General features: G+C 43.8%; 23 protein-coding genes. 6 read left to right on the forward strand and 17 right to left on the reverse strand.

The window, feature by feature from the left end; translation table 11 throughout:
- Positions 1 to 79: 79 nt before the first annotated feature.
- The 7 genes from EGC86_RS19815 to EGC86_RS19845 all read right to left on the reverse strand — a co-directional run bounded on the left by EGC86_RS19815 (position 80) and on the right by EGC86_RS19845 (position 6,411).
- Positions 80 to 553, reverse strand: coding sequence for a peroxiredoxin (locus tag EGC86_RS19815; RefSeq protein ID WP_011635705.1), 474 nt, complete (start codon positions 551 to 553; stop codon positions 80 to 82).
- A gap of 49 nt (positions 554 to 602) precedes the next feature.
- Positions 603 to 1,115, reverse strand: coding sequence for a DUF2937 family protein (locus EGC86_RS19820; protein ID WP_011635704.1), 513 nt, complete (start codon positions 1,113 to 1,115; stop codon positions 603 to 605).
- A 179-nt stretch (positions 1,116 to 1,294) separates the two neighbouring features.
- A complete protein-coding gene (locus EGC86_RS19825; protein WP_011635703.1) occupies positions 1,295 to 1,645 on the reverse strand; it encodes a cupredoxin domain-containing protein in 351 nt (116 codons plus the stop codon).
- A gap of 9 nt (positions 1,646 to 1,654) precedes the next feature.
- A complete protein-coding gene (locus EGC86_RS19830) occupies positions 1,655 to 3,895 on the reverse strand; it encodes a heavy metal translocating P-type ATPase (protein WP_123778782.1) in 2,241 nt (746 codons plus the stop codon).
- Complete coding sequence (locus EGC86_RS19835) at positions 3,895 to 4,341, reverse strand: MerR family transcriptional regulator (RefSeq protein WP_101084838.1); 447 nt, start codon at positions 4,339 to 4,341, stop codon at positions 3,895 to 3,897. The genes EGC86_RS19830 and EGC86_RS19835 overlap by 1 nt, the downstream gene beginning before the upstream one ends.
- A 252-nt stretch (positions 4,342 to 4,593) precedes the next feature.
- On the reverse strand, positions 4,594 to 5,400 hold the full coding sequence (dkgB, locus tag EGC86_RS19840; RefSeq protein WP_123778783.1) for a 2,5-didehydrogluconate reductase DkgB: 807 nt from the start codon (positions 5,398 to 5,400) through the stop codon (positions 4,594 to 4,596).
- A gap of 129 nt (positions 5,401 to 5,529) precedes the next feature.
- Positions 5,530 to 6,411, reverse strand: coding sequence for a LysR family transcriptional regulator (locus EGC86_RS19845; protein ID WP_123778784.1), 882 nt, complete (start codon positions 6,409 to 6,411; stop codon positions 5,530 to 5,532).
- Between the two features lie 192 nt (positions 6,412 to 6,603).
- Between EGC86_RS19845 and EGC86_RS19850 the strand changes: the two genes are divergently transcribed.
- Positions 6,604 to 7,806, forward strand: coding sequence for an MFS transporter (locus EGC86_RS19850; protein WP_123778785.1), 1,203 nt, complete (start codon positions 6,604 to 6,606; stop codon positions 7,804 to 7,806).
- A 123-nt stretch (positions 7,807 to 7,929) separates the two neighbouring features.
- Here EGC86_RS19850 and EGC86_RS19855 read toward each other — a convergent pair whose 3' ends face one another.
- On the reverse strand, positions 7,930 to 8,823 hold the full coding sequence (locus EGC86_RS19855) for a LysR family transcriptional regulator (RefSeq protein WP_123778786.1): 894 nt from the start codon (positions 8,821 to 8,823) through the stop codon (positions 7,930 to 7,932).
- A gap of 146 nt (positions 8,824 to 8,969) precedes the next feature.
- Between EGC86_RS19855 and EGC86_RS19860 the strand changes: the two genes are divergently transcribed.
- Both EGC86_RS19860 and EGC86_RS19865 read left to right on the forward strand, forming a co-directional pair.
- Positions 8,970 to 9,413, forward strand: coding sequence for a DoxX family protein (locus EGC86_RS19860; protein ID WP_123778787.1), 444 nt, complete (start codon positions 8,970 to 8,972; stop codon positions 9,411 to 9,413).
- Between the two features lie 50 nt (positions 9,414 to 9,463).
- Positions 9,464 to 10,159, forward strand: a complete 696-nt coding sequence (locus tag EGC86_RS19865) for a pirin family protein (protein WP_123778788.1) — start codon at positions 9,464 to 9,466, stop codon at positions 10,157 to 10,159.
- 74 nt (positions 10,160 to 10,233) lie between these two features.
- On the opposite strand, the gene EGC86_RS19870 is transcribed toward EGC86_RS19865, so the two are convergent.
- Genes EGC86_RS19870 through EGC86_RS19880 form a run of 3 tightly spaced genes read right to left on the reverse strand, consistent with a single transcriptional unit; the run spans position 10,234 to position 12,416 of the window.
- Entirely contained in the window at positions 10,234 to 11,823 is a 1,590-nt protein-coding gene (locus EGC86_RS19870; protein WP_165872469.1) for a PepSY-associated TM helix domain-containing protein, read from the reverse strand.
- A gap of 15 nt (positions 11,824 to 11,838) precedes the next feature.
- On the reverse strand, positions 11,839 to 12,096 hold the full coding sequence (locus tag EGC86_RS19875) for a hypothetical protein (protein WP_059745922.1): 258 nt from the start codon (positions 12,094 to 12,096) through the stop codon (positions 11,839 to 11,841).
- Between the two features lie 2 nt (positions 12,097 to 12,098).
- Positions 12,099 to 12,416 carry a hypothetical protein gene (locus tag EGC86_RS19880; protein WP_011635692.1) on the reverse strand — a complete coding sequence of 106 codons (318 nt, stop codon included), beginning with the start codon at positions 12,414 to 12,416 and terminating at the stop codon, positions 12,099 to 12,101.
- Positions 12,417 to 13,083: 667 nt separating this feature from the next.
- On the opposite strand from EGC86_RS19880, the gene EGC86_RS19885 reads away from it, so the two are divergent.
- Genes EGC86_RS19885 through EGC86_RS19895 form a run of 3 tightly spaced genes read left to right on the forward strand, consistent with a single transcriptional unit; the run spans position 13,084 to position 17,167 of the window.
- A complete protein-coding gene (locus EGC86_RS19885) occupies positions 13,084 to 14,382 on the forward strand; it encodes a cytochrome c (protein ID WP_123778790.1) in 1,299 nt (432 codons plus the stop codon).
- 18 nt (positions 14,383 to 14,400) lie between these two features.
- Positions 14,401 to 14,880, forward strand: coding sequence for a (2Fe-2S)-binding protein (locus tag EGC86_RS19890; protein WP_011635690.1), 480 nt, complete (start codon positions 14,401 to 14,403; stop codon positions 14,878 to 14,880).
- Complete coding sequence (locus EGC86_RS19895; protein WP_123778791.1) at positions 14,864 to 17,167, forward strand: xanthine dehydrogenase family protein molybdopterin-binding subunit; 2,304 nt, start codon at positions 14,864 to 14,866, stop codon at positions 17,165 to 17,167. The genes EGC86_RS19890 and EGC86_RS19895 overlap by 17 nt, the downstream gene beginning before the upstream one ends.
- 313 nt (positions 17,168 to 17,480) lie before the next feature.
- Here the strand turns inward: EGC86_RS19895 and EGC86_RS19900 are convergent, their stop codons facing one another.
- The 6 genes from EGC86_RS19900 to EGC86_RS19925 all read right to left on the reverse strand — a co-directional run bounded on the left by EGC86_RS19900 (position 17,481) and on the right by EGC86_RS19925 (position 24,896).
- Positions 17,481 to 18,626, reverse strand: coding sequence for an HlyD family secretion protein (locus EGC86_RS19900; protein WP_123778792.1), 1,146 nt, complete (start codon positions 18,624 to 18,626; stop codon positions 17,481 to 17,483).
- Between the two features lie 2 nt (positions 18,627 to 18,628).
- Positions 18,629 to 19,012 (reverse strand): DUF3302 domain-containing protein, encoded by a 384-nt coding sequence (locus EGC86_RS19905; RefSeq protein WP_123778793.1) that lies wholly within the window; start codon positions 19,010 to 19,012, stop codon positions 18,629 to 18,631.
- Positions 19,013 to 19,260: 248 nt separating this feature from the next.
- Complete coding sequence (locus EGC86_RS19910) at positions 19,261 to 20,316, reverse strand: hypothetical protein (RefSeq protein ID WP_123778794.1); 1,056 nt, start codon at positions 20,314 to 20,316, stop codon at positions 19,261 to 19,263.
- Between the two features lie 6 nt (positions 20,317 to 20,322).
- A complete protein-coding gene (locus tag EGC86_RS19915; protein WP_123778795.1) occupies positions 20,323 to 21,372 on the reverse strand; it encodes a hypothetical protein in 1,050 nt (349 codons plus the stop codon).
- A 601-nt stretch (positions 21,373 to 21,973) separates the two neighbouring features.
- Entirely contained in the window at positions 21,974 to 23,338 is a 1,365-nt protein-coding gene (argH, locus tag EGC86_RS19920; protein ID WP_123778809.1) for an argininosuccinate lyase, read from the reverse strand.
- A gap of 334 nt (positions 23,339 to 23,672) precedes the next feature.
- Positions 23,673 to 24,896 (reverse strand): argininosuccinate synthase, encoded by a 1,224-nt coding sequence (locus EGC86_RS19925; protein WP_123778796.1) that lies wholly within the window; start codon positions 24,894 to 24,896, stop codon positions 23,673 to 23,675.
- Between the last annotated feature and the right edge of the window lie 57 nt (positions 24,897 to 24,953).

Below are 24,953 nucleotides of genomic sequence, written 5' to 3' on the forward strand. Positions count from 1 at the left end.
TTTTTTCATAAAAATGGGCGCCTTATTGGCGCCCATTTTGCTGTACTGTTAAGTCTCTAATTCTGAGACATAATATAGATTACAGTGCAGCCATTACCGCTTCAGCAGTGCTGACTTCAAATGACTTACCTTCCTCAACATTCAGTAAAGTCACTACGCCATTGTCGATCACCATCGCATAACGTTGTGAACGAACGCCGCCAAAACCAGCGGTATCCATTTCTAAGCCTAACGCTTTTGCGAAGCTTGCATCACCGTCGGCTAGCATCATTAATTCAGAAGCATTTTGGGCTTCGCCCCACGCTTTCATTACGAATGCATCGTTAACAGATACACAAGCGATAAGGTCAACACCTTTAGCTTTAAACTCGTCGGCTAATACTACAAAACCTGGTAAGTGAGCTTCTGAACAGGTTGGTGTAAATGCACCTGGCACTGCAAACAATACTACTTTTTTACCGGCAAAAAGCTCAGTAACATCGTGATTAACCATGCCGTCTTTTGTCAGTTGGCTTAAGGTAGCTTTTGGTAAAGATTGTCCTGTAGCGATCATAATATATCCTTGATTATTGAGGGCTATTAACCCTTGTTAACACGAGAGATTATCTTGGGGCAAACACCCTGCGACAACCCAAATACAAAATAGATAATACTGATTCACACAATATAGAGATCAATAACCCTAGCAGCAACCCAATGGCAATCGCCTCTGGTTTCAATAAAATTACATGGCTATAAGCCTGCCAGACCTCAGCTTGAATGTCTTTTTGTGGGGCTAATGCTATTTGCTGATAAGGACTATAACTGTGTTGATTAAAACGGCCCAACGCTTCGGTGAGTGATGTATAACGTTGGTATATTGACTCAATACTTTCACCACCAGCACTAAAAACCGGATCGTTATTTTGTTGATAGTGGCGGATAAGTTTACTGATGTCTCCAGCAAAAAAACGGTCCGCATCACGCTGAAATTCTGCCAAACTGAGCTTAGCTTCAAGCTGATGAGCTTCAAGTCGTTGGCCGTATTGTTCGACAAACGCAGGGACTTGAATACCAATCAAGACACCACAAATAAACAACACTAAGCGAAAGTAATCCATTAAACGTCGTATCATGATGTCATCGAAAAATCAGTAGTAAATGAATCGTCAGAATATCACCAATTACGCAAGTAAGCATCTTGAATAAACAGATGTTAACTTACGTAATTGTGTGGCTTTTTTGAAAGTTTATGTGCCTAGCGACAAGCATCAAGGTAAGAGTGATACCTGCTTAGCATTGCTGCTATTTAGGATTACTCAACTAGTAATACCCCTTTGTACATCTGCATTTGGCAATGAAACGGATACTCTCCTTTGGCTAGCGCTGGCAGCGAAATAACCACAGATTTGTCCAGAGGCAGCTCTTCGCTAATGTCTAAGTCAGGAAATAACAAACTGGCAGAGCAACCGGCTTTGTCCTGTCGTAAAAAGGTTAATTGTGTCGCTGTATTGGCCGGCACAGTTATCCTTGCCGGAGAGTAAACGCCGTCTTTTACCACAATAGCGTTTGTTGCTTGATGAGTGGTGGCTTTGGGTTTATATAACCAAAACCACCAAACGATAAGGGCAATCAATGCCACACAAAATAAGTTAATTAATAGCATCATTCACTCCTAGTGTTGTTGAGGGGTAAAAAAGCGTAAACGGTTGGCATTGGTCACCACGGTTAATGATGAAAATGCCATTGCAGCACCGGCAACTACTGGGTTAAGCAATACGCCAAATACCGGAAATAACACCCCTGCAGCGAGCGGAATACCCGCCATATTGTAAATAAACGCACCAACCAGATTTTGCCTAATGTTGCCTAACGTCGCTTTACTCACCGCGATGGCATCTGCCAAACCGTGTAGCGATCCTCGCATTAGCGTTATATCGGCACTTTCAATCGCCACGTCTGTTCCGGTGCCTATGGCAAAGCCGACATTAGCCAGAGCCAACGCTGGAGCATCATTAATGCCATCGCCGGTCATACCCACAACCTCACCTAAGGCTTGTAATTCGGCCACTTTATTGGCTTTATCTTGTGGTAATACATCGGCAAAAAAGTCATCAACACCCACTTTGGCAGCCACTGCTGCGGCTGTCGCATGGTTATCACCAGTAAGCATAATGACCTTAATGCCACTGTTTTTAAGCCTTGCGATGGCGGCAACAGAGTCAGCTTTAATCGGGTCAGCCACTGCAATTACCGCAGCTAGTTCACCGTCGATGGCAAAATACATTGGCGTTTTGGCTTCTGCTGCTAATGCTTGTGCTTGTTGTTGATAATCGCTTAAGGCAATGCCTTTTTCGCGCATTAGTTTTTCATTACCAAATAACAACTGTGTTGATTGATATTGGGCTTGAACCCCAAAACCGGCTATTGCAGTAAACTGTTCAACATTGAATAACGCTAATCCCTTATCCGCAGCGGCTTGAACTACGGCCTGTGCAAGTGGATGCTCAGAATGTTGCTCAATACTTGCCGCCAGTTGCAATACGTTTTCTTGTTCGCGACCATTGACCACTATGATATCGGTGATTTTTGGCGCGCCTTCGGTAATCGTGCCGGTTTTATCTAAAATCATGGTGGTAATCGTCGATGCCGTTTGCAGGGCTTCACCATTACGAATAAGCACGCCAGATTCAGCGGCTTTACCCACGCCCACCATCACCGACATGGGTGTTGCTAACCCTAACGCACACGGACAAGCGATAATTAAAATTGTCATCGCCGACACGATGGCGTATCCCATTGACGGTTCTGGACCAAAATTGAGCCATACCATGGCGCTAATAATGGCAATAATCATCATAGCGGGAACAAAATAGCCCGAAATCACATCTGCCATACGGCCAATGGGCGGTTTGGAATTTTGTGCCCGCTTAACCATAGTAATAATATGCGCCAAGGCGGTATCTTTACCGACTCGGGTAGCGGTGAAGGTAAGTGAACCTAGCTTATTTAATGTGCCCGCGACTACGTCATCGTTAATGCCTTTTTCAACCGGAATAGGTTCACCAGTCAGCATCGACTCATCAATAAAGCTGCTGCCTTCAACGACCACACCATCAACAGGAATTTTTTCACCTGGACGAACACTGACTTTATCGTTTAATTGCACCAGAGCAATATCGATATCGACCGCTTTACCATTGCGGATCACTCTAGCCGTTTTAGCTTGTAAGCCAATAAGACGTTTAATGGCTGCCGAGGTTTTACCGCGCGCTTTAACCTCTAACGCAAGCCCAAGGTTGATTAAACCAATGATCATCGCGGTTGCTTCAAAATAAACATGGCGCGCCATTTGTGGCAATAAATCTGGCGCAAGCACCACGACCATAGAATAAATCCAGGCGGTTCCGGTACCTAAGGCGATTAAGGTATCCATATTGGCGCTATGATTAATAAATGACTTCCAAGCGCCAGAATAAAAATGCTTACCCGAGACAAACATTATCCCTAAGGTGAGCACACCAATTGCGCCCCAAACCAGCTGTTGCATTGGGCTGGTAACGGTCATTTCACCAATCAATAAACCATAGATCATCAGTGGAATACCCACTGCTAATGCAACGACTGTGTGTTTGATTAAGCTTTTATAGTAGGCAGCATCGGCCTGTTCTTTCTCATCAATGGCATCTGCACCACCTTGATCGTTAATCACAATTGCGTGGTAACCGGCTTGTTCAACAGCATCAAGTAAACGAGCAACGTCAACCTCTCCGGTGACCATCACACTGCGATCAGCAAAGTTCATTTCAGCCTGCTCTACTTGCGCGACTGTTTTAAGGGCTTTCTCAATTTTGCCAACACAGCTGGCACAACCTGCACCCTCTATCAATAATTGTGTTGTTGTTTGGGTATTCATCACAAAGACTCCTTATCACTAACCTGACAAGGGGTTTCATGGTTTGGATCAAATCCCTCAATCAAGTGACAAATCATGGCACCTGTAGGCGCCAATGCTGGCAGATTTTCCCACTCACTTACGGCTTGAGTCAGCTTATTACGTAGCTTTAACGTTTCATTAAACAGTATTTCAGTTTCGGCCAACTTTTGGCTAATAAGCTGCTTCACCATGGTACAAGCGCTTTCACCGTGATCAGTTTTGGAAAAAATCACTTTAATTTCATCCACCGAAAAACCTAAGTTTCTGGCACTCATAATAAATCGCATCCGCGACACTTCTTTGTCACGATAGTATTTATAACCATTGCTAGGCGATTTTGTTGGTGCGAGCAGGCCGATTCGGGTGTAAAAACGAATTGTGTCTGTGGTAACACCCAATAACGTCGCGAGTTCACTGACTTGCATAATCACTCCTTGGGGTAACAACTTTATTGAAAAATAAGATCTACATAAATAAATCTACTGAGCATATGCAACGACTGTAAACCTATGTCTTACACCCATGTCAAGCAGCTAGCAACCCTGAAAATAAAAAACGCCAATATGATCACTCATGTTGGCGTGGATACTTGCTATACAAATCATCTAAAACTGAGTGCGAACTCCGTGGCCACTTAAGCCATTGGCTCGTTCGCTAATGGATCATTTTCTGATAGATTATTGATCCCAATCAGGGCTAAAATCTGGCGCAGCTACACGATGATTTCGATCTAATTTATCGATCGCCGCCATGTCTTCAGACGGAAGCGATAACGCTAATGAGGCCATATTAGCTTGCACATTTACCAGCTTAGTTGACGATGGAATGGTCACATAACCTTTTTGACGCATCCACACTAATACCGTTTGAGCGGGTGTCATTTGATGCTTTTTCGCAATCGCGACAATAGTGTCATCAGTTAATACCGCACCATAGGCAAACGGCATATAACCTGTAACCATAATATTGTGCTGCTGACAGAATTCGACCAGTCGATTATTTTGCAAATATGGATGTACTTCAACCTGATTGGTAAATATTGCGTCTGCACCTAAAATCTCAATCGCTTGTGTCACCTGGACAATAGTGAAATTAGACACGCCAATGTGCTTCGCCAAACCAGCATCTTGCACCTCTTTTAATGCCAGCAAATACTCTCGCATGGGTACGGAATCATCACGTAAGGGCCAATGTATCAGTAACAAATCCACATAGTCGGTTTGCAATAAAGCCAAGCTGTCATGCACGCTTTGAATCAGTTGGTCGTGGGCAAAGCGATCTGTCCACACCTTAGTGGTGAGGAAAATATCAGCTCTTGCGATACCCGATGCGTTAATTGCATCACCAACTTGTTTCTCATTGGCGTAAATCTGAGCGGTATCAATGTGGCGAGAACCCTGCTTTAGCGCCATTAACACTGAATCAAATGCCAGTTGATCTTTAAGTCTGAAGGTACCTGTGCCTAACAATGGAATAGTGGTCATATTGTCTTCCTAAAAACGGTATCTGAACCAACACTGTGCGCCAACTAACAACAGAAATAAACCGTCAACCAAGCAAATCTGTTTTGCTCAAACTGCAAATATCTACACACGATTAAATTGAGCCCTTAGTTATAAGGTTAATCTTGGTTGAATAAACTCAATAAATGCAGAAATACGTCGCGCAACAATAGACGATTTGTAATACACCGCATTCACTTGTTCACGTTCTATGTGAGTAAACTTCTCCGACTGAAGTATGGGCACTAACCGACCCGCCGCGAGATCATCATTAATCATAAAACCTGAAAGACACGCAATGCCATTACCTGCCAGTGCTAGTTGACGCAAGGTTTCTCCATTGCTGGTGCTGATGGTAGGGGTAATAACATCGCAACCTTTTAGCGGCCAGTGATTCAATATTTTAGGTTCGGTAAACCCAAGTAACTCGTGGCAAGCCAAATCAGACACTTTTTGTGGCACACCTCTACGCGCTAAATACTCAGCGGAGGCAACAATATGTAAGGCACTTTTACCTAATGGTCGAGCATGCAAGGTTGAGTCTGCCAGCTTACCGATTCTAATGGCCACATCGGTACGCTTTTCAAGTAAATCGACATAGCCCTCGTTCGAGGTCAATGCTAATTCAATGTCTGGATAAGCGGCTCGAAAATCTTTCATCAAAGGCACTAATTGATGAAACACAAACGGACTTGCCGCGTCCACACGCAAACGTCCTTGTGGTAGTTCACCACGACGTACGAGTTCATCTTCTGCGCGTTGTAATTGTTGTAATCCACCCCGAACAGATTCGACAAATTGGCGGCCTTCATCGGTTAACTCAACACGCCGAGTGGTACGATTGAGAATGGTGACCCCGAGCTGTTGCTCTATTTTACTTACCGCACGTGACACTCGTGCAACCTGAATATTGAGTGCGTCGGCCGCTGCAGAAAACCCGCCGCAGTCGACCACCATCAGCAATATATCTAAATCATCTGAACGCGTAAGCATGCATACCTCATCTTGTGCTGTGTCGATCTAAAGAGTCGCTCTAACATCATTGTTTATTGCATTTATAGCAAAAGTCATTTGCTAAACATACTGTTTTTAACAACATATATCTAATCAATAATGACGCCCATCAACTGACTGACACATTTATCGCGACGGTAAATCCTAGCGACAACCTAAGAGGAACACATTATGCCGTTAGCTTTACTCGCATTGACGCTTAGCGCCTTTGCTATTGGAACCACCGAATTTGCCATTGTGGGATTAATCCCCACAATGGCACAAGATCTGAACGTATCATTACCATCGGCTGGCTTATTGGTCAGTATTTACGCATTAGGTGTCGCCATTGGCGCACCTGTACTCACCGCATTAACCGGTAAATGGAATCGCAAACACGTATTGCTGGCGGTAATGAGTTTATTTGTTGCGGGTAATCTATTGGCTTGGCAAGCGCCCGGTTACGAAACCTTAATCGCTGCACGCATTATCACTGGGTTAGCCCACGGAGTATTTTTCTCTATTGGCTCAACCATTGCCACTGGGTTAGTACCCAAAGAAAAAGCTGCCAGTGCGATTGCCATTATGTTTACGGGGTTAACCGTCGCCTTAGTGACAGGCGTCCCTTTGGGGACCTACATTGGCCAGACCTTTGGCTGGCAAGCCACTTTTTTAACTGTCGCAATTCTTGGATTTGTAGCCTTGATTGGCAGTAGCTTGTTGGTTCCTAATAATTTACCTCAGCCACCCGCGGCAAAATTATCATCGCAATTAAAAGTACTCACTCAACCACGGTTATTACTGGTCTATGCTATTACCGCATTAGGTTATGGCGGCACATTTACGGCCTTTACTTTTTTAGCCCCCATTTTAGAGCAAGTGTCTGGTTTTGAATCTCAATCTATTGGCTTAATCATGTTGGTGTACGGGGTATCGGTCGCTATTGGTAATATTTGGGGCGGAAAAATGGCCGATAAAATGGGCCCAATTAAAGCGTTAAGTATTATTTTCAGCGGTCTTGCGACCATATTAGTGATATTTAACTTTACTGCGGTTAACCCTATTGCCGCTGTGATCACCATTTTGGTCTGGGGCGCGTTTGCATTTGGTAATGTACCAGGGCTACAAGTTTACGTAGTTTCACTTGCACAGAAGTACACACCCGACGCCGTTGATGTGGCTTCAGGATTAAATATTGCCGCTTTTAATGTCGGTATTGCACTTGGGTCTTGGGGTGGCGGGCTGATTGTGGCTAACGCTGGCCTAATGCATACACCTTGGGTTGGTGCGGTGATTGTGGTTATTGCCCTAGCATTAACACGTTTCAGTGGCTCACTAGACAAGAAAACTAACGCTAGCAAGAATGCTCAAGTGAGTATTCAAGCGAGTAGTTAAAAGAATAGTTAAGCAACGACATCAACGCTGATATTCAATATCACGATGGGATCGATAAGCACCAATGTGAGCTCGTATCTGCGATCTCACATTGGTCGCTATCATTGTGCTCACATTCAGATGTTATAAACCCCAGTCGGCTTTAGGTAAATGGTCCACAAACCAGTCAAATGCACGGCCTTGATGATCTTTATGCCAAGCAATGTACAAACTTTGATTTGGTCTTGGAATTGAACAGGATTTTTCAATCAATTCGCCACTATCAAAATAACATTGCACCATGTGCCTAGGTAAAAAACCAATCCCCAAACCTTGTCGCTGTGCCGCTATTTTAGTTTCCATGGTGTTGACCCTAATCACCTGCTTACTGTTGAACATACCGCTGCTTCGAGTGGGTAAAAGTTGTGATGTATCAGCAACCACAACCGAAGCATAATCTGTTAATTTGTCGGCTTCTAATATACCATCAACAAACGCCAATGGATGATGTGGCGCAACCGCAAACACAAATTCAATCTCGCCTATTTTATGGGTTTGAAATACACCTCTAGGTAATTCGCCAGATGCACCAATCACAATATCGGCGCGGCGGCTATGTAATGCATCCCAACCACCACCGACGGCTTCAACATCCACACTAATGTCGACCGAATGATCTAACTGATTAAATTGTTCAATTAATTGAAACAATACCCCCTGAGGGATAACCGTGTCGCGTGATAACCGTATTTCGGTTTCCCAGCCAGATTCTAATTGCTGCACTGAATCAACCAACCGATTGGTGGCTAACAAAATCTGCCGTCCTTGCTCTAATACAATTTTACCTGCGGGTGTCAGCTGTGCTTTTTGCTTTGTACGGTCAAATAACGCCGTGCCCATATCATCTTCAAGTTTTTTGATGGTGTAAGTCAGTGCTGATGGCACTCGATATAACGATGCTGCTGCAGCAGCAAAACTGCCCTTACGTTCAATTGCATCTAAGGCGCGTAATGCGTCGATAGTGATCGGATTTTGCATCATTCCTCCGTATTCAAATAATTTGAACCTTTACGTCAGTTTATTCCGATTTTTTATTCAATCAAGTCTCAATATACTTCTTATCAACCAGTAAGAAAGGCTCACTACAAAACAAACAATGTTTAAATTTATTGAGGATACATACCATGAAAGCACTCGTTAATCGCATCACAAATTCTACTGCAGGTTTCAGCACATTGGCATTACGCTTACCTGTTGGGATTATTTTTATGGCTCACGGCGGCCAAAAACTATTTGGTTGGTTTGGCGGTTATGGCCTTGAAGGTACAGGACAATGGATGGCATCAATTGGCATCGAACCTGGCGTGTTAATGGCTTTCTTAGCCGGTAGCGCTGAATTGGTTGGCGGACTGTTCATTCTACTAGGCTTACTGACTCGTCCTACCGCAGTTTTATTAGCATTCACCATGATTATCGCCATTGCTAGTGTACATATCAGCAACGGTTTATTTATGGCAAATAACGGCTATGAATTTGCGTTAGCACTATTGGCCGCCAGCGTGTCACTTGCACTGTCAGGTTCAGGCAAAGTCGCAATCGATAACGCCATTACCGCGAAATTATCTTAAATGAACCAAACGTCTGTTTAGTTTTTTTAATTGCGCCTTAGGAGATAGTTATGATTACCTTACGTCATGCAAGCGAGCGTGGAATAGCCAACTTTGGTTGGTTAGACAGCAAACACAGTTTTTCATTTGGCAGCTACTATGATCCACAACACATGGGCTTTTCAGCACTGCGAGTCATCAATGATGACAGTGTATCTCCTAGTGCCGGATTTGCCACTCACGGCCACCGTGACATGGAAATTATCAGCTACGTACTTGAAGGCTCTATCGCCCATAAAGACAGTGAAGGCAATGTTGAAGTATTGCCTGCTGGTGAGTTTCAATTAATGTCTGCTGGCAGTGGAATTACTCACAGTGAGTACAACGCATCAGCTACAGAACCACTGAAATTTTTACAAATTTGGATCCAGCCAAATACCTTAGGCAATACACCTGGATACCAACAAAAAAACTTTGGTCAAGCAGTGGGGTTAACCACGATTGCTACGCCAACGGGTGAAAACGGTACCTTGCAAATCAAGCAAAATGCGACATTGTCACAACTGATTTTGGCGCCTAAATCTGAAATAACCTATCAGATAGCAACTGACCGTAAAATGTATGTTCATCAGGTGGCTGGCGAGCTCAATATTGAAGATCAGCAGTTAACCATAGGTGATGGCGCTAAACTCACCGACATGACCACGGTGACCTTGATTAACCCAACGGACACTCAAGCAACTGCATTGATTTTTGATTTACCCTAGATGCGCTTAGTTGATGATTAAGCCTGTGATAGTTTCCTTCACAGGCTTAATCGATTCAGCTTTATTACAATTCGCTATCCATTCGCGGGTGTAATATTTTTAACCATTGCTGGCTGCGACCGAGGTGATACACCTAACTTATTGGCGGTCCATAAACACACTGCCGTTACCAGCATCATGCCAATTTGTATCCCGATGACCCCATGATAACCACTTTGCCATAACGCTATTATTTGCTCAGAAAATAACAGCCAATCTGCAACAATCGTGATGACTAATATGCCACTGGTGAGTAACAGCAACTGGCTGAGATGACGCTTAATATCGGTCACTTTTATACTGCACAACATAACGAGCAATAGTGACGTTACAAAACACCCCACTAACCATTCACTTCGCCCTGATAAGGTTGCAGGTAATAGTCGCTCACACAAAAATCCAACTGCTGTCGCGACAATAATGCCACCACAGCCACCAATCGTCATCGCGGTTACGATAGCAATACTGCGCTGTGAAGATTGGCGCTGAGCACTGCGCTTATTTATCCATAACATATTGCCGGTAACAATCATGGCGCTGATGGCCATCGCCAAAATAAAGTACAAAATACGGATATCTAAGCCAGCAAAATTACTAAAATGCAATGTCACTAATACATCTCTACCCTGGCGAAATACATTGTAATTATCGGCATTAACCTTATCCATCACAGTGCCATCCTGCACCCGGTAGGTCACTTCATCTCGTTGAGCAAAATTAACCGTGTCGGTTCCACGCACTTGTACCAGAGCATTATCGGCGCCGTAATGATGGAAAATAATATTACGTAACTCAAAGTTCGATTGCTGTTTAGTTTGTTCAATTAAGGTAAACGCATTGCTCATATCCAGTGACGTTTCACTTCGCGGTTCGCTGGTACGGTTAAAACCGGCATCGTTAAACAATGCTTGTCGATCGCCCTGATAAATAAACACCACAAAAGCCAGTTGGAACACTATGGCCAAGTTAAGAATCAAGCCGCTTAGCGCATACATCAAGGTAAAGGGAATTGTCATTACTCCGACTACAGTATGAAGATCGAGTAATTTATCCCGGCGCTGTTTATCAACCCGATACAAAAAGAAATGTTTCAGTAATTTACGCGCATGGATAAAAATACCTGACACGAGTGCAAACAAAAAAATCAGCGTCACGACCCCAATAAAATAACTGCCACCGGGTAAATCAAGGTTGTAATGCAAGCGGTAAATAAATTGCGATAAGTAAAAGTCATCTTTGCCCGCAACGGTTTCGCCGCTTTTAGGGTCAACCAATATCGCCATCGACTGGCGGTCCGATTGCGGAGCATCTCCAAACACATCGAAGTAAAAAATATAATAAGGTACTAGCTCAGTCGGCATATTTATTCGAAATCGGCCTGCTTGATCTACTGGGTATTCAGCCAACTTTTGCTCTACCAGTTTCGCTAAAGGAATATCTGCTTGGGTATTATCGACTGGATGATGAGGCGTAATGGCCCACTGGGCAATTTCATCGTGAAACAAGGTCACCGCGCCAGCCCAAAATACCAAAAACAGTAAAGGTGAAATAATTAACCCAAGCCAACTGTGGGCTTCGATGAGATTTTTAACGACTTTGTGCTGTACGGGAGAGTCTGGTTTCATTGAGGTATTCATGACTTAGGTTTGAGAAAAAAATAACAACGTATTGATAAGGCTACTGGCCACAAGCCATTTTGCGCATACGACACTCGCCGCTTTTGCGCTGTTGCGGCTATAACAAAATGTCATCACCCCAACCCACACACAAAAACCCAGCATTAGCCCAACAAATAGTTTTACATCTACTGCAGCCGGTAATGTTCGAAAAACAATGAGCATTAAACTGATCGCCAGTAATAATCCCCACAAAAATGCAGCAACAGATTTAGGCCACATGGTTATTTAACCCCAACAAGTAAGATACTGACAAACAGCGCAAAGCCTAACGAACTCACCCAGATACTACGACCTTTATAGTGCGAGGCCACCAGCACCAGTAATATCCACATGGTCATCATGCAAATCAGCACCACCAAACTGGCGACTAATACACTGTAAGTGTGACTAAACCCCCATACTGCAAATACCACCGATAAACCGCATAAGCTCCAAGCCAGTAATTTAGGAAAAGGCAAACTAATAAGCTGTTGCTTGTCAGATGCCAAATAGGCAAACAAACAACCAAGCCATAAAGAAGATACACTGACGAGTTCCATCTAATTCGATCTCCAGCCATTTAACGCAAATGATAATGATTTGCATTAATTATCCAGAATATCTTTGCTAAATACAAGTTGATTGTGCTCAAGCACTAAGGAATAACCGTCAGAATGAGATCTAAAAGTGCTGTAGTGATATATTGTGGCTTAATCATGATTGTGGAAACTATCGCAATGAACAATCATATTGAGGGGACATAATCGCCGAGGTACATAATCACCATATTGAGTACTTGCTCAGCGATAAAATCATCTGGTCACAGATGAGTAAATAGTTAATAAACACCGACATAGGTCTTAATGGCCAATAATCGTTTTTTCGGCAGTACTTCCTCACTTTATGAATCTGGCATTGCTGCTCATTTTAATCATAGATAACTAAGATTACCGCAACATAGCAGCAACCTTGAAAACTGTGAATTAACAGTGAATTAACGAAATCAATTTATTTAACAATCCACATGTTACTCGTCAGCGCAGTACTGTATTATTTTATTCTAATACAATAACAGATCAGTCAATATCAATGCTGGACAAAGGGCTATACCTTGCATAGGATTAATATTTGACCAATCACAATAATAATACGCAGTCGAACAGGGAATGTTTAGATGAGATATTCCCTTCTCTATATCATTTTTTATTTAAAATAAGGCAATGTAATATGCTAAAGCGCATCGTTTACGGCGTATGTGGCGCAGCTATTGTTGGACTCGGTATATTCAGTATATATGCTTGGCACCCTGCAATTGATCCCGTCGTACCAACTCAAACTGATTATTCTCCACAAGTTATCGAACAGGGTAAAATCCTTGCCGCAGCAGGTTATTGCAGTACTTGTCATACACCACCTGGTGGCACAGCCTATGCTGGTAACTATGAAATGCATACTGACTTTGGCACCATTTATTCAAGTAACATCACTCCCGATCTTGAAACCGGTATTGGTGGCTGGTCACAAGCCGCTTTCGCTCGCGCCATGCGCACAGGTGTGAGCCGCGATGGACACCATTTATTACCTGCATTCCCTTTTGAACACTTTAATAAAATGACCGATGATGACATTAACGCTATTTACGCTTACATCATGACGTCTGTTCCAGCAGTTAACCAAGTTAAAAAAGATAACGGTATTCCGTTTCCGCTCAACATCCGCTGGTTTCAGGCGGGTTGGAAACTGTTGTTTGCTGATACCCAAGCTTTTGAGGTCAACAGCAAGCAATCTGCCGAATGGAATCGCGGTGCTTACTTAGCGGAAGGTATTGCTCACTGTGGTGCATGCCATACTCCACGTAATGCGTTGGGCGGCGAAAAGTACGACCAAATGTACCAAGGTGCGGCCATTGATGGCTGGATAGCACCATCATTAACATCAACAAGCACTTCACCTATCCCGTGGCGCGCACAAGACTTCTATGAATACCTAACTACGGGTAACTCGCCTTACCATGGAAGTGCGGCAGGCCCAATGGCGCCAGTTATGCACAAAGGCTTATCAGCCCTTCCAGACAGTGACATAGAAGCCATTAGTGGTTACTTTGCTGAAATTGCCCGTACCAACAACACCGACGATCCTGACTCAAGTAGCACGTTACAAGCAGCTATCGCGGCACAACATCAACAACCGGATCAGCGTATTGATGAAGGTGCACGCTTATATGCTACAGCTTGCCAAGCATGCCACTACAACAGCGACCAGTTAGTTAAAGGTCGTCCATTAATTACTATCGGCTCGGCAACACATCTTAATGATCCAACTAACCTAATTAACGTAATACTGGATGGCGTGCGCAGCGATCAAGGCATTAGCGGTGTGGTAATGCCAGGGTTCCGTGATGCTCTTAGCGATGAAGACATTACTGCTATTGCGGCTTATTTACGTCAAGCTGCTGGGGAAAACACCTGGCCGAAATTACAACAACAAGTGGGCGAGATCCGCAATCAACCCCGATTTGAGCACTAATTCACTGGAGAAGTGACAATGGCAAAATTTATTTTAAACGGCAAACCGATGACTGCCGATGTAGAGAGTGATACTCCTCTACTGTGGGTTATTCGTGATGAACTGGACATGACCGGCACAAAATTTGGCTGTGGTATTGGTACATGTGGTGCCTGTACCGTCCATGTTGGCGGACGTGCCACACGTTCATGCATAACCCCTATATCGTCAGTTGAAGGAGCCGAAATCACTACGATTGAAGGACTTTCTGAAAAGGGCGATCACCCATTGCAAATATCTTGGCAAAAGCTGCAGGTACCACAGTGTGGTTACTGCCAGTCGGGTCAAATTATGCAAGCTGCAGCGCTACTAAAAGACATTCCTGAACCTTCAGACAAAGACATTGACGCTGTGATGGGCGGAAACTTATGTCGTTGTATGACCTACGTTCGTATTCGTGGTGCCATTCATGAAGCTGCAAACGCAATTAAGGAGAACAACGATGAGCAGAATGCCTAAACGTGGATCGGCTGGTATAACCCGCCGTGGTTTTTTAATTGCGATGACCGCTGTAGGTGTCAGCTTTGGTTTTCCTCGCCATTTGATGGCGGCAATGGATCCTGCTAGCCCAGACGGTAAAGTACTCCCAAGCGAAGGCGATATTTACGAACCGTCTTTATGGTACTCAATCGATACCGCAGGCAAAATTAAAGTCAACATTATGCGCTCAGAAATGGGCCAACATGTCGGCACTGCTATTGCGCGTATTCTTGCTGATGAACTGGAAGCGTCATGGGATGATATTGAAATTATCCATGTCGACAGTGACCCGCGTTGGGGTTACATGGTTACCGGCGGCAGTTGGTCTATTTCACAAAGCTGGCCAGTTTACCGTCAAGCGGGTGCTGCTGGCCGTACAGCGTTAATTGAAGCTGCGGCTAAAAAATGGGGTATTGCAGCAAAAGACTGTAAAGCCAGTAACGGTAAAATTATCTCAAGTAAAGGCGAGCTGTCTTATGGTGAGTTAGTCACCATGGGCTTAACACGTCAGTTTACTGAAGAAGAACTTAAAACCCTGCCATTGAAGCCGAATGCCGATCTTAAACTGGTTGGCCAGCAGGTGACGTCTCTTGATATTGCCAACAAGACTAACGGTAAAACCATATTCGGTATCGACGCGAAAGTTGATGGCATGGTGTACGCCAACCCTATTTTGCCTCCTACACGTTATGGCTCCAAAGTGGTTAAGTTTGACGACTCTGCTGCAAAAGCCGTTAAGGGTTATCAACAAACTATCGTACTAGATGATGCCAGTGGCAGTGTGCCAGGTTGGTTAATGGTTATCGCCAGCAGCTTTAATGCGGCCCAAAAAGCCTCGAAGCTCGTGAAAGTAACATGGGACGCAGGTAAAACGGCCAACGTGTCTGAAGCAGACATTATTGCTCATGGTAAGCAATTACTTGGCGACCAAACCAAAGGCAGTATTTTAGACACAGGCAATACTGACACTGGTCCAGTATTTGCGAGTGCAAAAAGTACCATTGCAGAAGAATACATCACCAGCACGGTACTGCATGCGCAAATGGAACCGCTTAATGCACTGGTATTTAAAAACCAAGACGGCATATGGGAAGTGCATTCAGGTTGTCAGTGGCAATCGCTTACCCTTCCCGTATTGGCCACGGCATTAGGTGAAGAAGAAGCTAACATTGTGATTCGTAGCTACATGTTAGGCGGTGGCTTTGGCCGCAGACTTAACGGCGATTACACCATTCCAGCTGCGTTGACCTCTAAAGCATTAGGCGGTAAACCGGTTAAAATGGTGATGATACGTCCACAAGACATGTTATTTGATAGCGCGCGTTCTGCATCAGTTCAACAACTCAAAATGGCGTTTGATGACAAAAAAGCGGTTACCGCAATGGAACATCACGCCACAGCAGGTTGGCCAACTCAAGTATTAGCACCAGGGTTTATGCCAAAAGGCACTAATGGCGAACCATTTGATCCGTTTTCGATTGCCGGAGCAGACCATTGGTACACTGTTGGCGCTCAAAAAGTGCGTGCTGTATCGAATGATCTTGCGATTGCGACATTCAGACCGGGTTGGTTACGTTCAGTTGGACCTGGCTGGACAGGTTGGGCAGTAGAAAGCTTTATGGATGAAGCCGCACATCACGCGGGTAAAGATCCATTGCAGTTCCGCCTCGACATGCTAATTGCCGAAGGCCGAAATGCCGGAAGTACACCCGTTGCCGAAGGTGGCGCTGCTCGCCAAGCCGCAGTATTGAAAAAAGCTGCTGAGATGATTGGCTGGGGCACTCCGCAAGCCAAAGACACAGCGCTTGGCATTGCATCAACCTTTGGTCAAGAACGTGACATGCCAACATGGGTATCGTGTGCAGTACAAGTTCATGTCGACAAAAGCAACGGTATTGTCAATGTGCAAAAGCTTTATATTGCCATCGATGCCGGTATTATTGTTGACCCGAATGGTGCTGAAGCTCAGTGTCAGGGCGCGGCATTGTGGGGATTATCGATGGCCTTGTATGAAGGTACTGAACTGCTTAATGGTCAGTATAAAGACTCAAACTTCGATACCTATACCCCGCTGCGCTTAGGCCAAACTCCAGAAGTTAAAATCGAGTTTATCCCGAGCAAAATGCCACCATCTGGCTTAGGTGAACCGGCAGTAACCCCTGTTGCTCCAGCGATTGCCAATGCAATCTACAATGCAGTCGGTGTGCGTTTACGTAAAATTCCGATGAAACCTAGCGACGTGAAAAACGCGTTAACTAAAGCGTAATTTATCTGCTTTAACAGCCCAGTCTTAGCGATAATGACTGGGCTTTTTTATACCCACAGCACCTCATTATAACCATTGCTTGAACTGATGAATCAATCACTTAATTTATACCAACACGAAAAGAAGTTATCTACGGAAATCAGCATTACCAGAATATTGCGGACCACCACAGAGGGTGCTATCGGTAAAAAGTCAGGCGGTTGATTGTGCCAAATGCGGCAACAGAAACCAAGTACAGCAAACACAACCTCTGTAACTTGATTTCATGCTGATTTAACACAATCTTTAAACCATAGACCTCATAAAATCGAGGTTAATGTCCTTCTGTAAACAAGTAATTTAACCAGCCCTGCATTCTTAATAATACCTTTCTCATTACCGCAACATGGCTAAAATGATCGGTATAAATAGCCACTTGCCCTGCGACACCTGCTGGCAATGATTGTCTTATTGCGTCATCTTCTAGCTCAATCAACACCAATACTCGACCGCGTTGAAACAACTTATTCGATGACTGTAAATTTCCGCTAAATTGAATTTCACCTTCTGCCATAGCAGGGAGTATTTTGGCAACTTTACCTTTAAATACCTGTCCAGGCATGGCATCTATTATCACTTCAGCTTCATCACCTTCTTTAAGGCGTAATAATGAGTTTTGCCAAAAAGCGCCAGCAAAATATCTCGTCTCATCTGGAATAAACGTCAGTGCTGGGCGCAAAGGTAAAGGCACAGCCATAGCGCCTTTTCGTAGCGCTAATTGAGTCACTACACCATCCGCAGGCGCTCTGACGACTGTTTGCTGTAAGTCATATTCAGCCTTAGCGAGCTCAGCTTGTAGACCTGCTACTTTGGTATTGACGCCATCAATATTCGACTCATATGCCAAACGAGTCCGCAGCCCCTCAGCTAAAGCGCCATCAAGTTGCGCTGATGAAGCTATGTATAATTGGCGACGATTATCGAGTTCAAGCTCAGTAAACGGTGAATTACGCCCCGCTTTTTTACGACCATCTTCATAGCGACGATAGACTGATTCAGTACGATCTTTATCTGCTGTTGCTTGTTCAACTTTAGCTGCGGCTATTTGAAAAGCGGCTTCAAGTTGTGGTACTTGCAGTTCTGCTTCTTTTAGCGCCGCTTGTTTTTGCTTAACCATTGAAAGGTAAGGTGTAGGATCAATTTTAAATAACACCTCACCTTCTTTTACTGGTGTGTTCGGCTTAACATTGACTTCGATAACCAATCCTTTAACTGCGGGCACAATCGGAATAGTGACAAAATACTCGCGAGCAAACCTTGAATAGGGATGGTTATAATTCATTAAAATTAATAAAGTACCAATTAATACCATTCCGCCAAGAATAGCTGTCGGTACCGTCCATTTGGTTAACGGAATTTTAAATACTTTAAAAACTGCGATACAAAATGCGGTATAAGTCAGTATCAGTAGTAAGTCCATGCTTATGCCTCTTGTGAGTGTTCATCAGAAACGGGAGGAGTCGTGACAGCAGAACGTTGCTCTAATAGCGACAAACGATCCGTTAACGCTGTGACATGATTCATTAGCTCTTTAACTTCACCCTCGAGTATCAATTCTCGCTTTCTCGAATCACTAAATCCCCAGCCTCTATCTTCTCGATATAACGTGGCCCAAATCCATAAAAATGGCCAAATGGCATGCAATGTAAATAAGCTTACCCAACCAGCAATGTGCAATGCATCTTGCTGTGGATGATTACGTTTTTTCGCAATCTCGTAAGGAATATCATGAATCGCAATAATGCCGTAAAAAATAAATATCACGACAAAAAATATAATCCCTAGCGCAAAATAATCTAAAAACATATCTGCTCCCAATTTCAATTTATTATCATCAAAGTGTCTTTGCTTAAATAAACAATTAACCCATTTTTAGTATAGAACTGATTAGCAAAAACACATTGAAACGGTTCAAATAACGAAGAGACTGACCTGATTTTTTACACGAATCATTGCTATAAAAATGGTAATTTGGATGTTATCTATGCACAAAAAAAGCCCGCGTTATTTGCTAACGCGGGCTTTTAGCTCATGTAAGTAACAATAACTAAAGCCTAGTCTCCGGCCATTTTTTGCAAAAACTCAAGTCGCTGCATTTCTTGCTCATCAGGTTGCCATGGCTCATCAGATAGCGACTCAACAGCAAAATCGCCTAACTCGTAGGCAGGTTCCTCACTGTGGCCGTACTGAGTTAATTCACCGGGTACTGCTGGGCGGCGCTCCAATACAAATGTACTCAGAACATAAGGGCCTTTATATTGCGCTAACACCCCTTTATAGGCTTTAAGATCCAGTACCACAGAGCCTTCAGTTAGCTTGTCGAAACCCGTTAGCAAGGCAATCGGCTGCTTATCTGCTGTATATAGATTGGCCCGTAAGCGATAATAACCCGCTTGCTCAACATCCAATTTAACCGGTATCAACATATCACTACCTTCAGCGCGGATATCCCCCACTCCGGTTATGGTTGCCGTAGGATGACTATATTCTATGCCTGTTTTTAACGTTTGCTTTTTGCCCTTAGCGCGAAAGGTAACACTGACCTCCATTGGACCATTCCAATCCTCTTCAGCATTCAGTTGTATCGCCCATTTGCCATCGGCACCTAGCATGGTTTCGCTAATTAACGGCTCCGATCCACTTGTAAGCTCGCTGTGTAATGCAGCACTCGCCCCAGTAACAAGCAAGCCATTAACTTCAAGATTAATGACCACTGGTTCAGGAAAACTGAAACGATACTTAGGCAACACAATGCTAGCACTGGCTCCATCTTGGAGTTGCACCGGCTGAGGAATATAAGCATTTGGGTTAAGTAAGTGCGTATCATCAACCGATAAAGGCATTGAGTAAGACGGTAACTCAAGCTCACTAGCATAAGCCTCTGCCATAAGCTGAAAACTGTCGCTGATCGGTTGTGGAAGCTTTTCAACCACGTTCATCGTATTAGCTGGCATGGGTTTTACCACTTTCGGCTTGGTTGGCGCAGTATCATCTTGCTCGATAACAGCGGCACTCTGAGGTGGCTCAAGTGCCGACTCAGAAGTGTCAACCCAAAACCCGACTGCCGTAGCGAGTAGGGCTATTGTTATAATGATTTTTTTATATTTCATATACGCTTAGTTAGCCGCTTGATACACAAGTGCTGACATACTGGTTTTATTCGAATGATTAACCACTCTATAACGTGAACTAAATATCCACCAGCCACGTTTTTCATCATAGGTGTTGAATTGCAAGTTATCGCCATTGAGATAATTGGCACTACTATTGGCAGAAGTTACTTCATCTTTAGCGCTATTTAAAATAGTGTCGCCATGGCTATAGCCTTCACTCATCAACATTGGGTAGTGATAAGGCATAAATCCGCTAGGGCCATTAGTAGAGGTGAGCTTGCCATCAAATGCTACACTGCGCGAACAACTGTTGTAACTGCCGACGGCCGCGGCACCACAACTAGAATGACTGGCAACAACACCATCATCTTCGCCGGGTAAAAATGCCCCTGTCACACCGAGAAAGTCAGACCCTGCCCCAGCAAAACGTAAACGTGGTACTCGACTTTCAGGAAACGCTGCCAATTGGCGTGCAGTATTTACGCGTAAATCATTCAATACCCCAATATTGAATGACGACGGCAGTTCTCCTAACCATAACGACACAGCTAGTTTTAATGTTGCATCTATCAAACCTGAACCACTAGCGACATTAACCGCCAAATCAGCCAATTCAACCCCACCACCCGCGCCAGAAAAGTCAAATGTGGCGACAATATTAAGCGGCTTTAAACCTGCGTTTTGCAACCATAGCGCTTGGTTATCAATAATATAACGCATCACTAAATCGCCAGTAGAATGGGTCACAAATACACAACCGCTGGCACATGTCCCCTCTCGCGACATCTGTTGCAATTTAGGCCATACATACTGACTGGTTATTTTATTGGCAATGCGCTCTTGCGATGGCCAATCAATGCGTGCATCAGCACGATCACGCCAATATTGCGCCCAGTACTCTGAGCCATTGTCGCTTACCTGCGTACCTGTCGGTTTACTCTGTAAATTATCCGGTTGAAAGCCATGCACTAACACTACTGGGTAGCTACCAACGGCTGCTTGGGCTGCGCCAGTTAATAAGCCTGCCAACAGTAAAAGTATCGATTTTGTCATTGGGTTGTCCTCTTATTTTATCTGCTGCAGCGCTAACAGCACTGTTAACAGAACTTTATTATTTTGTTATTAATATTGGATTTTTTGTTACAACTCCAACATCAACATAGAGCAGAATCAAAACAATGCAACCACAATAATTGACCTATTTATTGTCAAAATAGACCGAGTGTTTGAATTAACAAATAACAATTTAAACAGGCTAGCATTCCAGTATTTAGTGGTAGGCAATAACAACTTAAATGGGACGTTATAGTATTTGACACAGATGTTTTAAGTAATTACTCAAACTTGTAAAAAAAATTTAATCCAATGTTGGTGTGGCGATCTTATGAGTAATATCGATGAGTAATATCGATGAGTAATATCGATAGCTAGAGTGGTGACAGCCTGATGTGCATTGATCTTAAATTGAATACATAAGAGCGATACAAACGACCGCAAGCTAAATAAATGACTGCTCTATAGTGTGCTCTAGTTATAGTTTATGGTTTCTGGTGGCGAAAACAAACAAGCCCCGCCGATAAATATCAACAGGGCTTGATTACTAATATCTATCTCGATACTATCGAAATAGATACTTATCGTTATGCTCTTAAGGCTATGCTTTTTTAGCCGCGATGGCTGCTTGCACTTGATTGATAGCGGTACCACCTAATACATCACGTTTCTCTAAACACGCTTCAATCGTAAGGTTTGGATACACATCATCGCTAATCACATTGGCAAATTTTTGTAGCTCAGCCACGCTTAAGTCTTCAATCGGCTTTTGCTCACCAATGGCAAATACCACCACCTCGCCCACTACATGATGTGCTTCACGGAACGGCATGCCTTTAGCGACAAGATAATCTGCAAGTTCAGTTGCGTTAGCATAACCTTGCTGAGCTGCTACCAAGGCTTGTGGACGATTCACTTTTAAGCCCGACAATACTAATGCTGCCATGTCTAAGCAAATAGCCCAACTGTCGACTACGTCGAACAAGCCTTCTTTGTCTTCTTGCATGTCTTTGTTGTACGCCAATGGCAAGGCTTTCATAGTAGTTAAAATACCCATTAAGCTGCCATATACACGGCCGGTTTTACCACGAATAAGCTCTAAAGCATCAGGGTTTTTCTTTTGCGGCATCAGTGATGAACCTGAGGTGACTTCATCGGCTAGAGAGATAAAGTTAGCTTCACCAGAGTTGAAGAAAATTAAGTCTTCGGCCATACGGCTTAAATGCATCATGCTGATTGACGCTGCGCTGCATAATTCAACCACATGGTCGCGATCCGACACACTGTCTAAGCTGTTTAAGGTTGGGCGAGCAAAGTTTAATGCCGCCGCTAACGCGTGGCGATCAATTGGGTAAGCTGTACCTGCTAGTGCGCCTGAACCTAACGGGCATGAGTCGGCACGGCTTAATACATCTTGCAGGCGGCTAATGTCACGCTCGTACATTTCTACATAGGCTAACGCCCAGTGACCAAATGTAACCGGCTGAGCACGCTGTAAATGGGTGTAACCTGGCATCACTGCGTCAACTTCACGCTCGGCTAATGCAATCAACTCCGCATGTAATGTACCTAGGCGCGCAAGTAATGCAGCGCCTTCTTTTTTACACCACAATTTTAAATCTGTGGCGACTTGGTCGTTACGTGAACGACCCGTGTGGAGTTTTTTACCTAAATCGCCCACTTTGGCAATCAGCTTTTGTTCAACAAAACTGTGAATATCTTCTGCGCCATTACTGATAATCGCTTGAGGATCGTTACCTACTTCCACCAGCAATTCGTTTAATGCTGCTTTTAGATTGGTACATTCTTTGGCAGTAATAATACCGACGCTAGCAATGGCGTCTGCCCATGCGATAGAGCCGACAACGTCTTGTTCAAATAAGCGGTAATCCACTGGCAGTGAGTCATTAAATAACTTGAAAAGTGCACTGGTTTCGCCCTGAAATCTTCCGCCCCATAACGCCATGTCGGTATCCTCTGTTTTGAAATTATCGTTCAATAATGTAGATAACCTGAACTCAGGATAAGAGATGAGAAGAAAATGTTAAAGCTCAAAATCTTAATCATTGCTCTCTATCAAACTTGTCATTTGCTTTACTAACAAGACGAATTGACGCGTCAATAGCTAGCCTATTGCAAGTCGATTCAACTTAGTTAGCAGGGCAAAGGGCTGTTTGAGAGTCGTTTGTTATCCCGAGTTCAGGTTGTATAATATTCTGTTTCTTGTAATGACTCTCTGTTTGCCAAAAGTCATTATAAGAAAGGCGCTTTGCAGCGCCTTTATATCGTTGGCGTAAAATCTATTTAGTGTTTAGCGCACGAATACGGCTCGCTAAAGAGTACAAACGGATAAAGCCTTCAGCATGTTTTTGATCGTATACGTCATCTTCACCAAACGTTGCGAAAGATTCTGAATACAAGCTGTTTGGCGAACGCTTCTTAACGGCTGTCGCTTGGCCTTTATACAGCTTAATCACTACATCACCGTTAACTGACTCAGCTAATGATTCAGATGCAGCGATAAGTGATTTACATAAAGGGGTAAACCAACGACCGTCATACACTAGGTGCGACATTTGGCCAGCAATTTGCTCACGCCAAGTACGGCTAGTTTTGTCTAACACTAATTCTTCAATGGCACGAAGACCAGCAAACATTACAGTACCGCCTGGTGTTTCGTAACAACCACGAGACTTCATGCCCACTAAACGGTTTTCAGTAATGTCGATACGACCTACACCGTGTTTGCCAGCAATATCGTTTAACTTCATTAATGCAGCATATGGTGATAATGCTTCGTCATTGACATGGGTAACACGACCATGCTTAACCGCTAACGATACATATTCAGGCTCATTTGGTGCATCTTCTGGCGCTACAGTTAATGTCCACACGCCTTTTGATGGCTCGTTCCATGGATCTTCTAACTCGCCACCTTCGTGCGAAATGTGCCATGCGTTTGCATCACGGCTGTAAATTTTGGTTGCTGATGCGCTAGTTTTGATATCACGCTCAGCAAGGTAAGCTAATAAGTCTTCACGGCTACGCATTTCCCATTCACGCCAAGGCGCGATCACTTTTAGATCTGGTGCTAAAGCAGCAAAACAACCTTCAAAACGAACTTGGTCGTTACCTTTACCCGTACAACCATGACATACCGCGTCAGCACCCACTTTACGGGCAACTTCGACTTGCGCTTTGGCAATAATAGGACGCGCCATTGACGTACCTAACAAATAAGTGCCTTCATAAATCGCACCCGTTGCGATAGTTGGATAGATGTAGTCTTTAACAAATTCTTCTTTTAGGTCAACGATATGACATTCGCTAGCGCCTGAAGCTAAGGCTTTTTCCGTTAAACCAACTAATTCTTCTTCGCCTTGGCCAACATCGGCACAGAATGCGATGATTTCACAATCGTCATAAGTTTCTTTTAACCACGGGATAATAGCAGAGGTGTCTAAACCACCTGAATATGCCAATACCACTTTTTTAACGCCGGTTTTTTTCACTGCATTAGACATGTTTATTTCCTAAATCAATTACGTATACGGTCAATGTTAATAACGCCAACGGCATTA

It is taken from the genome of Shewanella frigidimarina, from assembly GCF_003797125.1.
GTDB classification, from domain to species: domain Bacteria; phylum Pseudomonadota; class Gammaproteobacteria; order Enterobacterales; family Shewanellaceae; genus Shewanella; species Shewanella frigidimarina.

What these genes read in the sequence shown, in the direction of transcription:
- EGC86_RS19835 (WP_101084838.1), bottom strand. Translation starts at nt 4,341, where the DNA reads ATGCAAGTCAGTGAACTCGCGACGTTATTGGGTGTTACCACAGACACA.
- EGC86_RS19895 (WP_123778791.1), top strand. Translation starts at nt 14,864, where the DNA reads ATGAGCAGAATGCCTAAACGTGGATCGGCTGGTATAACCCGCCGTGGT.
- EGC86_RS19855 (WP_123778786.1), bottom strand. Translation starts at nt 8,823, where the DNA reads ATGCAAAATCCGATCACTATCGACGCATTACGCGCCTTAGATGCAATT.
- argH (WP_123778809.1), bottom strand. Translation starts at nt 23,338, where the DNA reads ATGGCGTTATGGGGCGGAAGATTTCAGGGCGAAACCAGTGCACTTTTC.
- dkgB (WP_123778783.1), bottom strand. Translation starts at nt 5,400, where the DNA reads ATGACCACTATTCCATTGTTAGGCACAGGTACCTTCAGACTTAAAGAT.
- EGC86_RS19890 (WP_011635690.1), top strand. Translation starts at nt 14,401, where the DNA reads ATGGCAAAATTTATTTTAAACGGCAAACCGATGACTGCCGATGTAGAG.
- EGC86_RS19820 (WP_011635704.1), bottom strand. Translation starts at nt 1,115, where the DNA reads ATGATACGACGTTTAATGGATTACTTTCGCTTAGTGTTGTTTATTTGT.
- EGC86_RS19860 (WP_123778787.1), top strand. Translation starts at nt 8,970, where the DNA reads ATGAAAGCACTCGTTAATCGCATCACAAATTCTACTGCAGGTTTCAGC.
- EGC86_RS19915 (WP_123778795.1), bottom strand. Translation starts at nt 21,372, where the DNA reads ATGACAAAATCGATACTTTTACTGTTGGCAGGCTTATTAACTGGCGCA.
- EGC86_RS19845 (WP_123778784.1), bottom strand. Translation starts at nt 6,411, where the DNA reads ATGCTTACGCGTTCAGATGATTTAGATATATTGCTGATGGTGGTCGAC.
- EGC86_RS19830 (WP_123778782.1), bottom strand. Translation starts at nt 3,895, where the DNA reads ATGAATACCCAAACAACAACACAATTATTGATAGAGGGTGCAGGTTGT.
- EGC86_RS19850 (WP_123778785.1), top strand. Translation starts at nt 6,604, where the DNA reads ATGCCGTTAGCTTTACTCGCATTGACGCTTAGCGCCTTTGCTATTGGA.
- EGC86_RS19905 (WP_123778793.1), bottom strand. Translation starts at nt 19,012, where the DNA reads ATGTTTTTAGATTATTTTGCGCTAGGGATTATATTTTTTGTCGTGATA.
- EGC86_RS19865 (WP_123778788.1), top strand. Translation starts at nt 9,464, where the DNA reads ATGATTACCTTACGTCATGCAAGCGAGCGTGGAATAGCCAACTTTGGT.
- EGC86_RS19815 (WP_011635705.1), bottom strand. Translation starts at nt 553, where the DNA reads ATGATCGCTACAGGACAATCTTTACCAAAAGCTACCTTAAGCCAACTG.
- EGC86_RS19925 (WP_123778796.1), bottom strand. Translation starts at nt 24,896, where the DNA reads ATGTCTAATGCAGTGAAAAAAACCGGCGTTAAAAAAGTGGTATTGGCA.
- EGC86_RS19875 (WP_059745922.1), bottom strand. Translation starts at nt 12,096, where the DNA reads ATGTGGCCTAAATCTGTTGCTGCATTTTTGTGGGGATTATTACTGGCG.
- EGC86_RS19900 (WP_123778792.1), bottom strand. Translation starts at nt 18,626, where the DNA reads ATGGACTTACTACTGATACTGACTTATACCGCATTTTGTATCGCAGTT.
- EGC86_RS19910 (WP_123778794.1), bottom strand. Translation starts at nt 20,316, where the DNA reads ATGAAATATAAAAAAATCATTATAACAATAGCCCTACTCGCTACGGCA.
- EGC86_RS19880 (WP_011635692.1), bottom strand. Translation starts at nt 12,416, where the DNA reads ATGGAACTCGTCAGTGTATCTTCTTTATGGCTTGGTTGTTTGTTTGCC.
- EGC86_RS19825 (WP_011635703.1), bottom strand. Translation starts at nt 1,645, where the DNA reads ATGCTATTAATTAACTTATTTTGTGTGGCATTGATTGCCCTTATCGTT.
- EGC86_RS19885 (WP_123778790.1), top strand. Translation starts at nt 13,084, where the DNA reads ATGCTAAAGCGCATCGTTTACGGCGTATGTGGCGCAGCTATTGTTGGA.
- EGC86_RS19870 (WP_165872469.1), bottom strand. Translation starts at nt 11,823, where the DNA reads ATGAAACCAGACTCTCCCGTACAGCACAAAGTCGTTAAAAATCTCATC.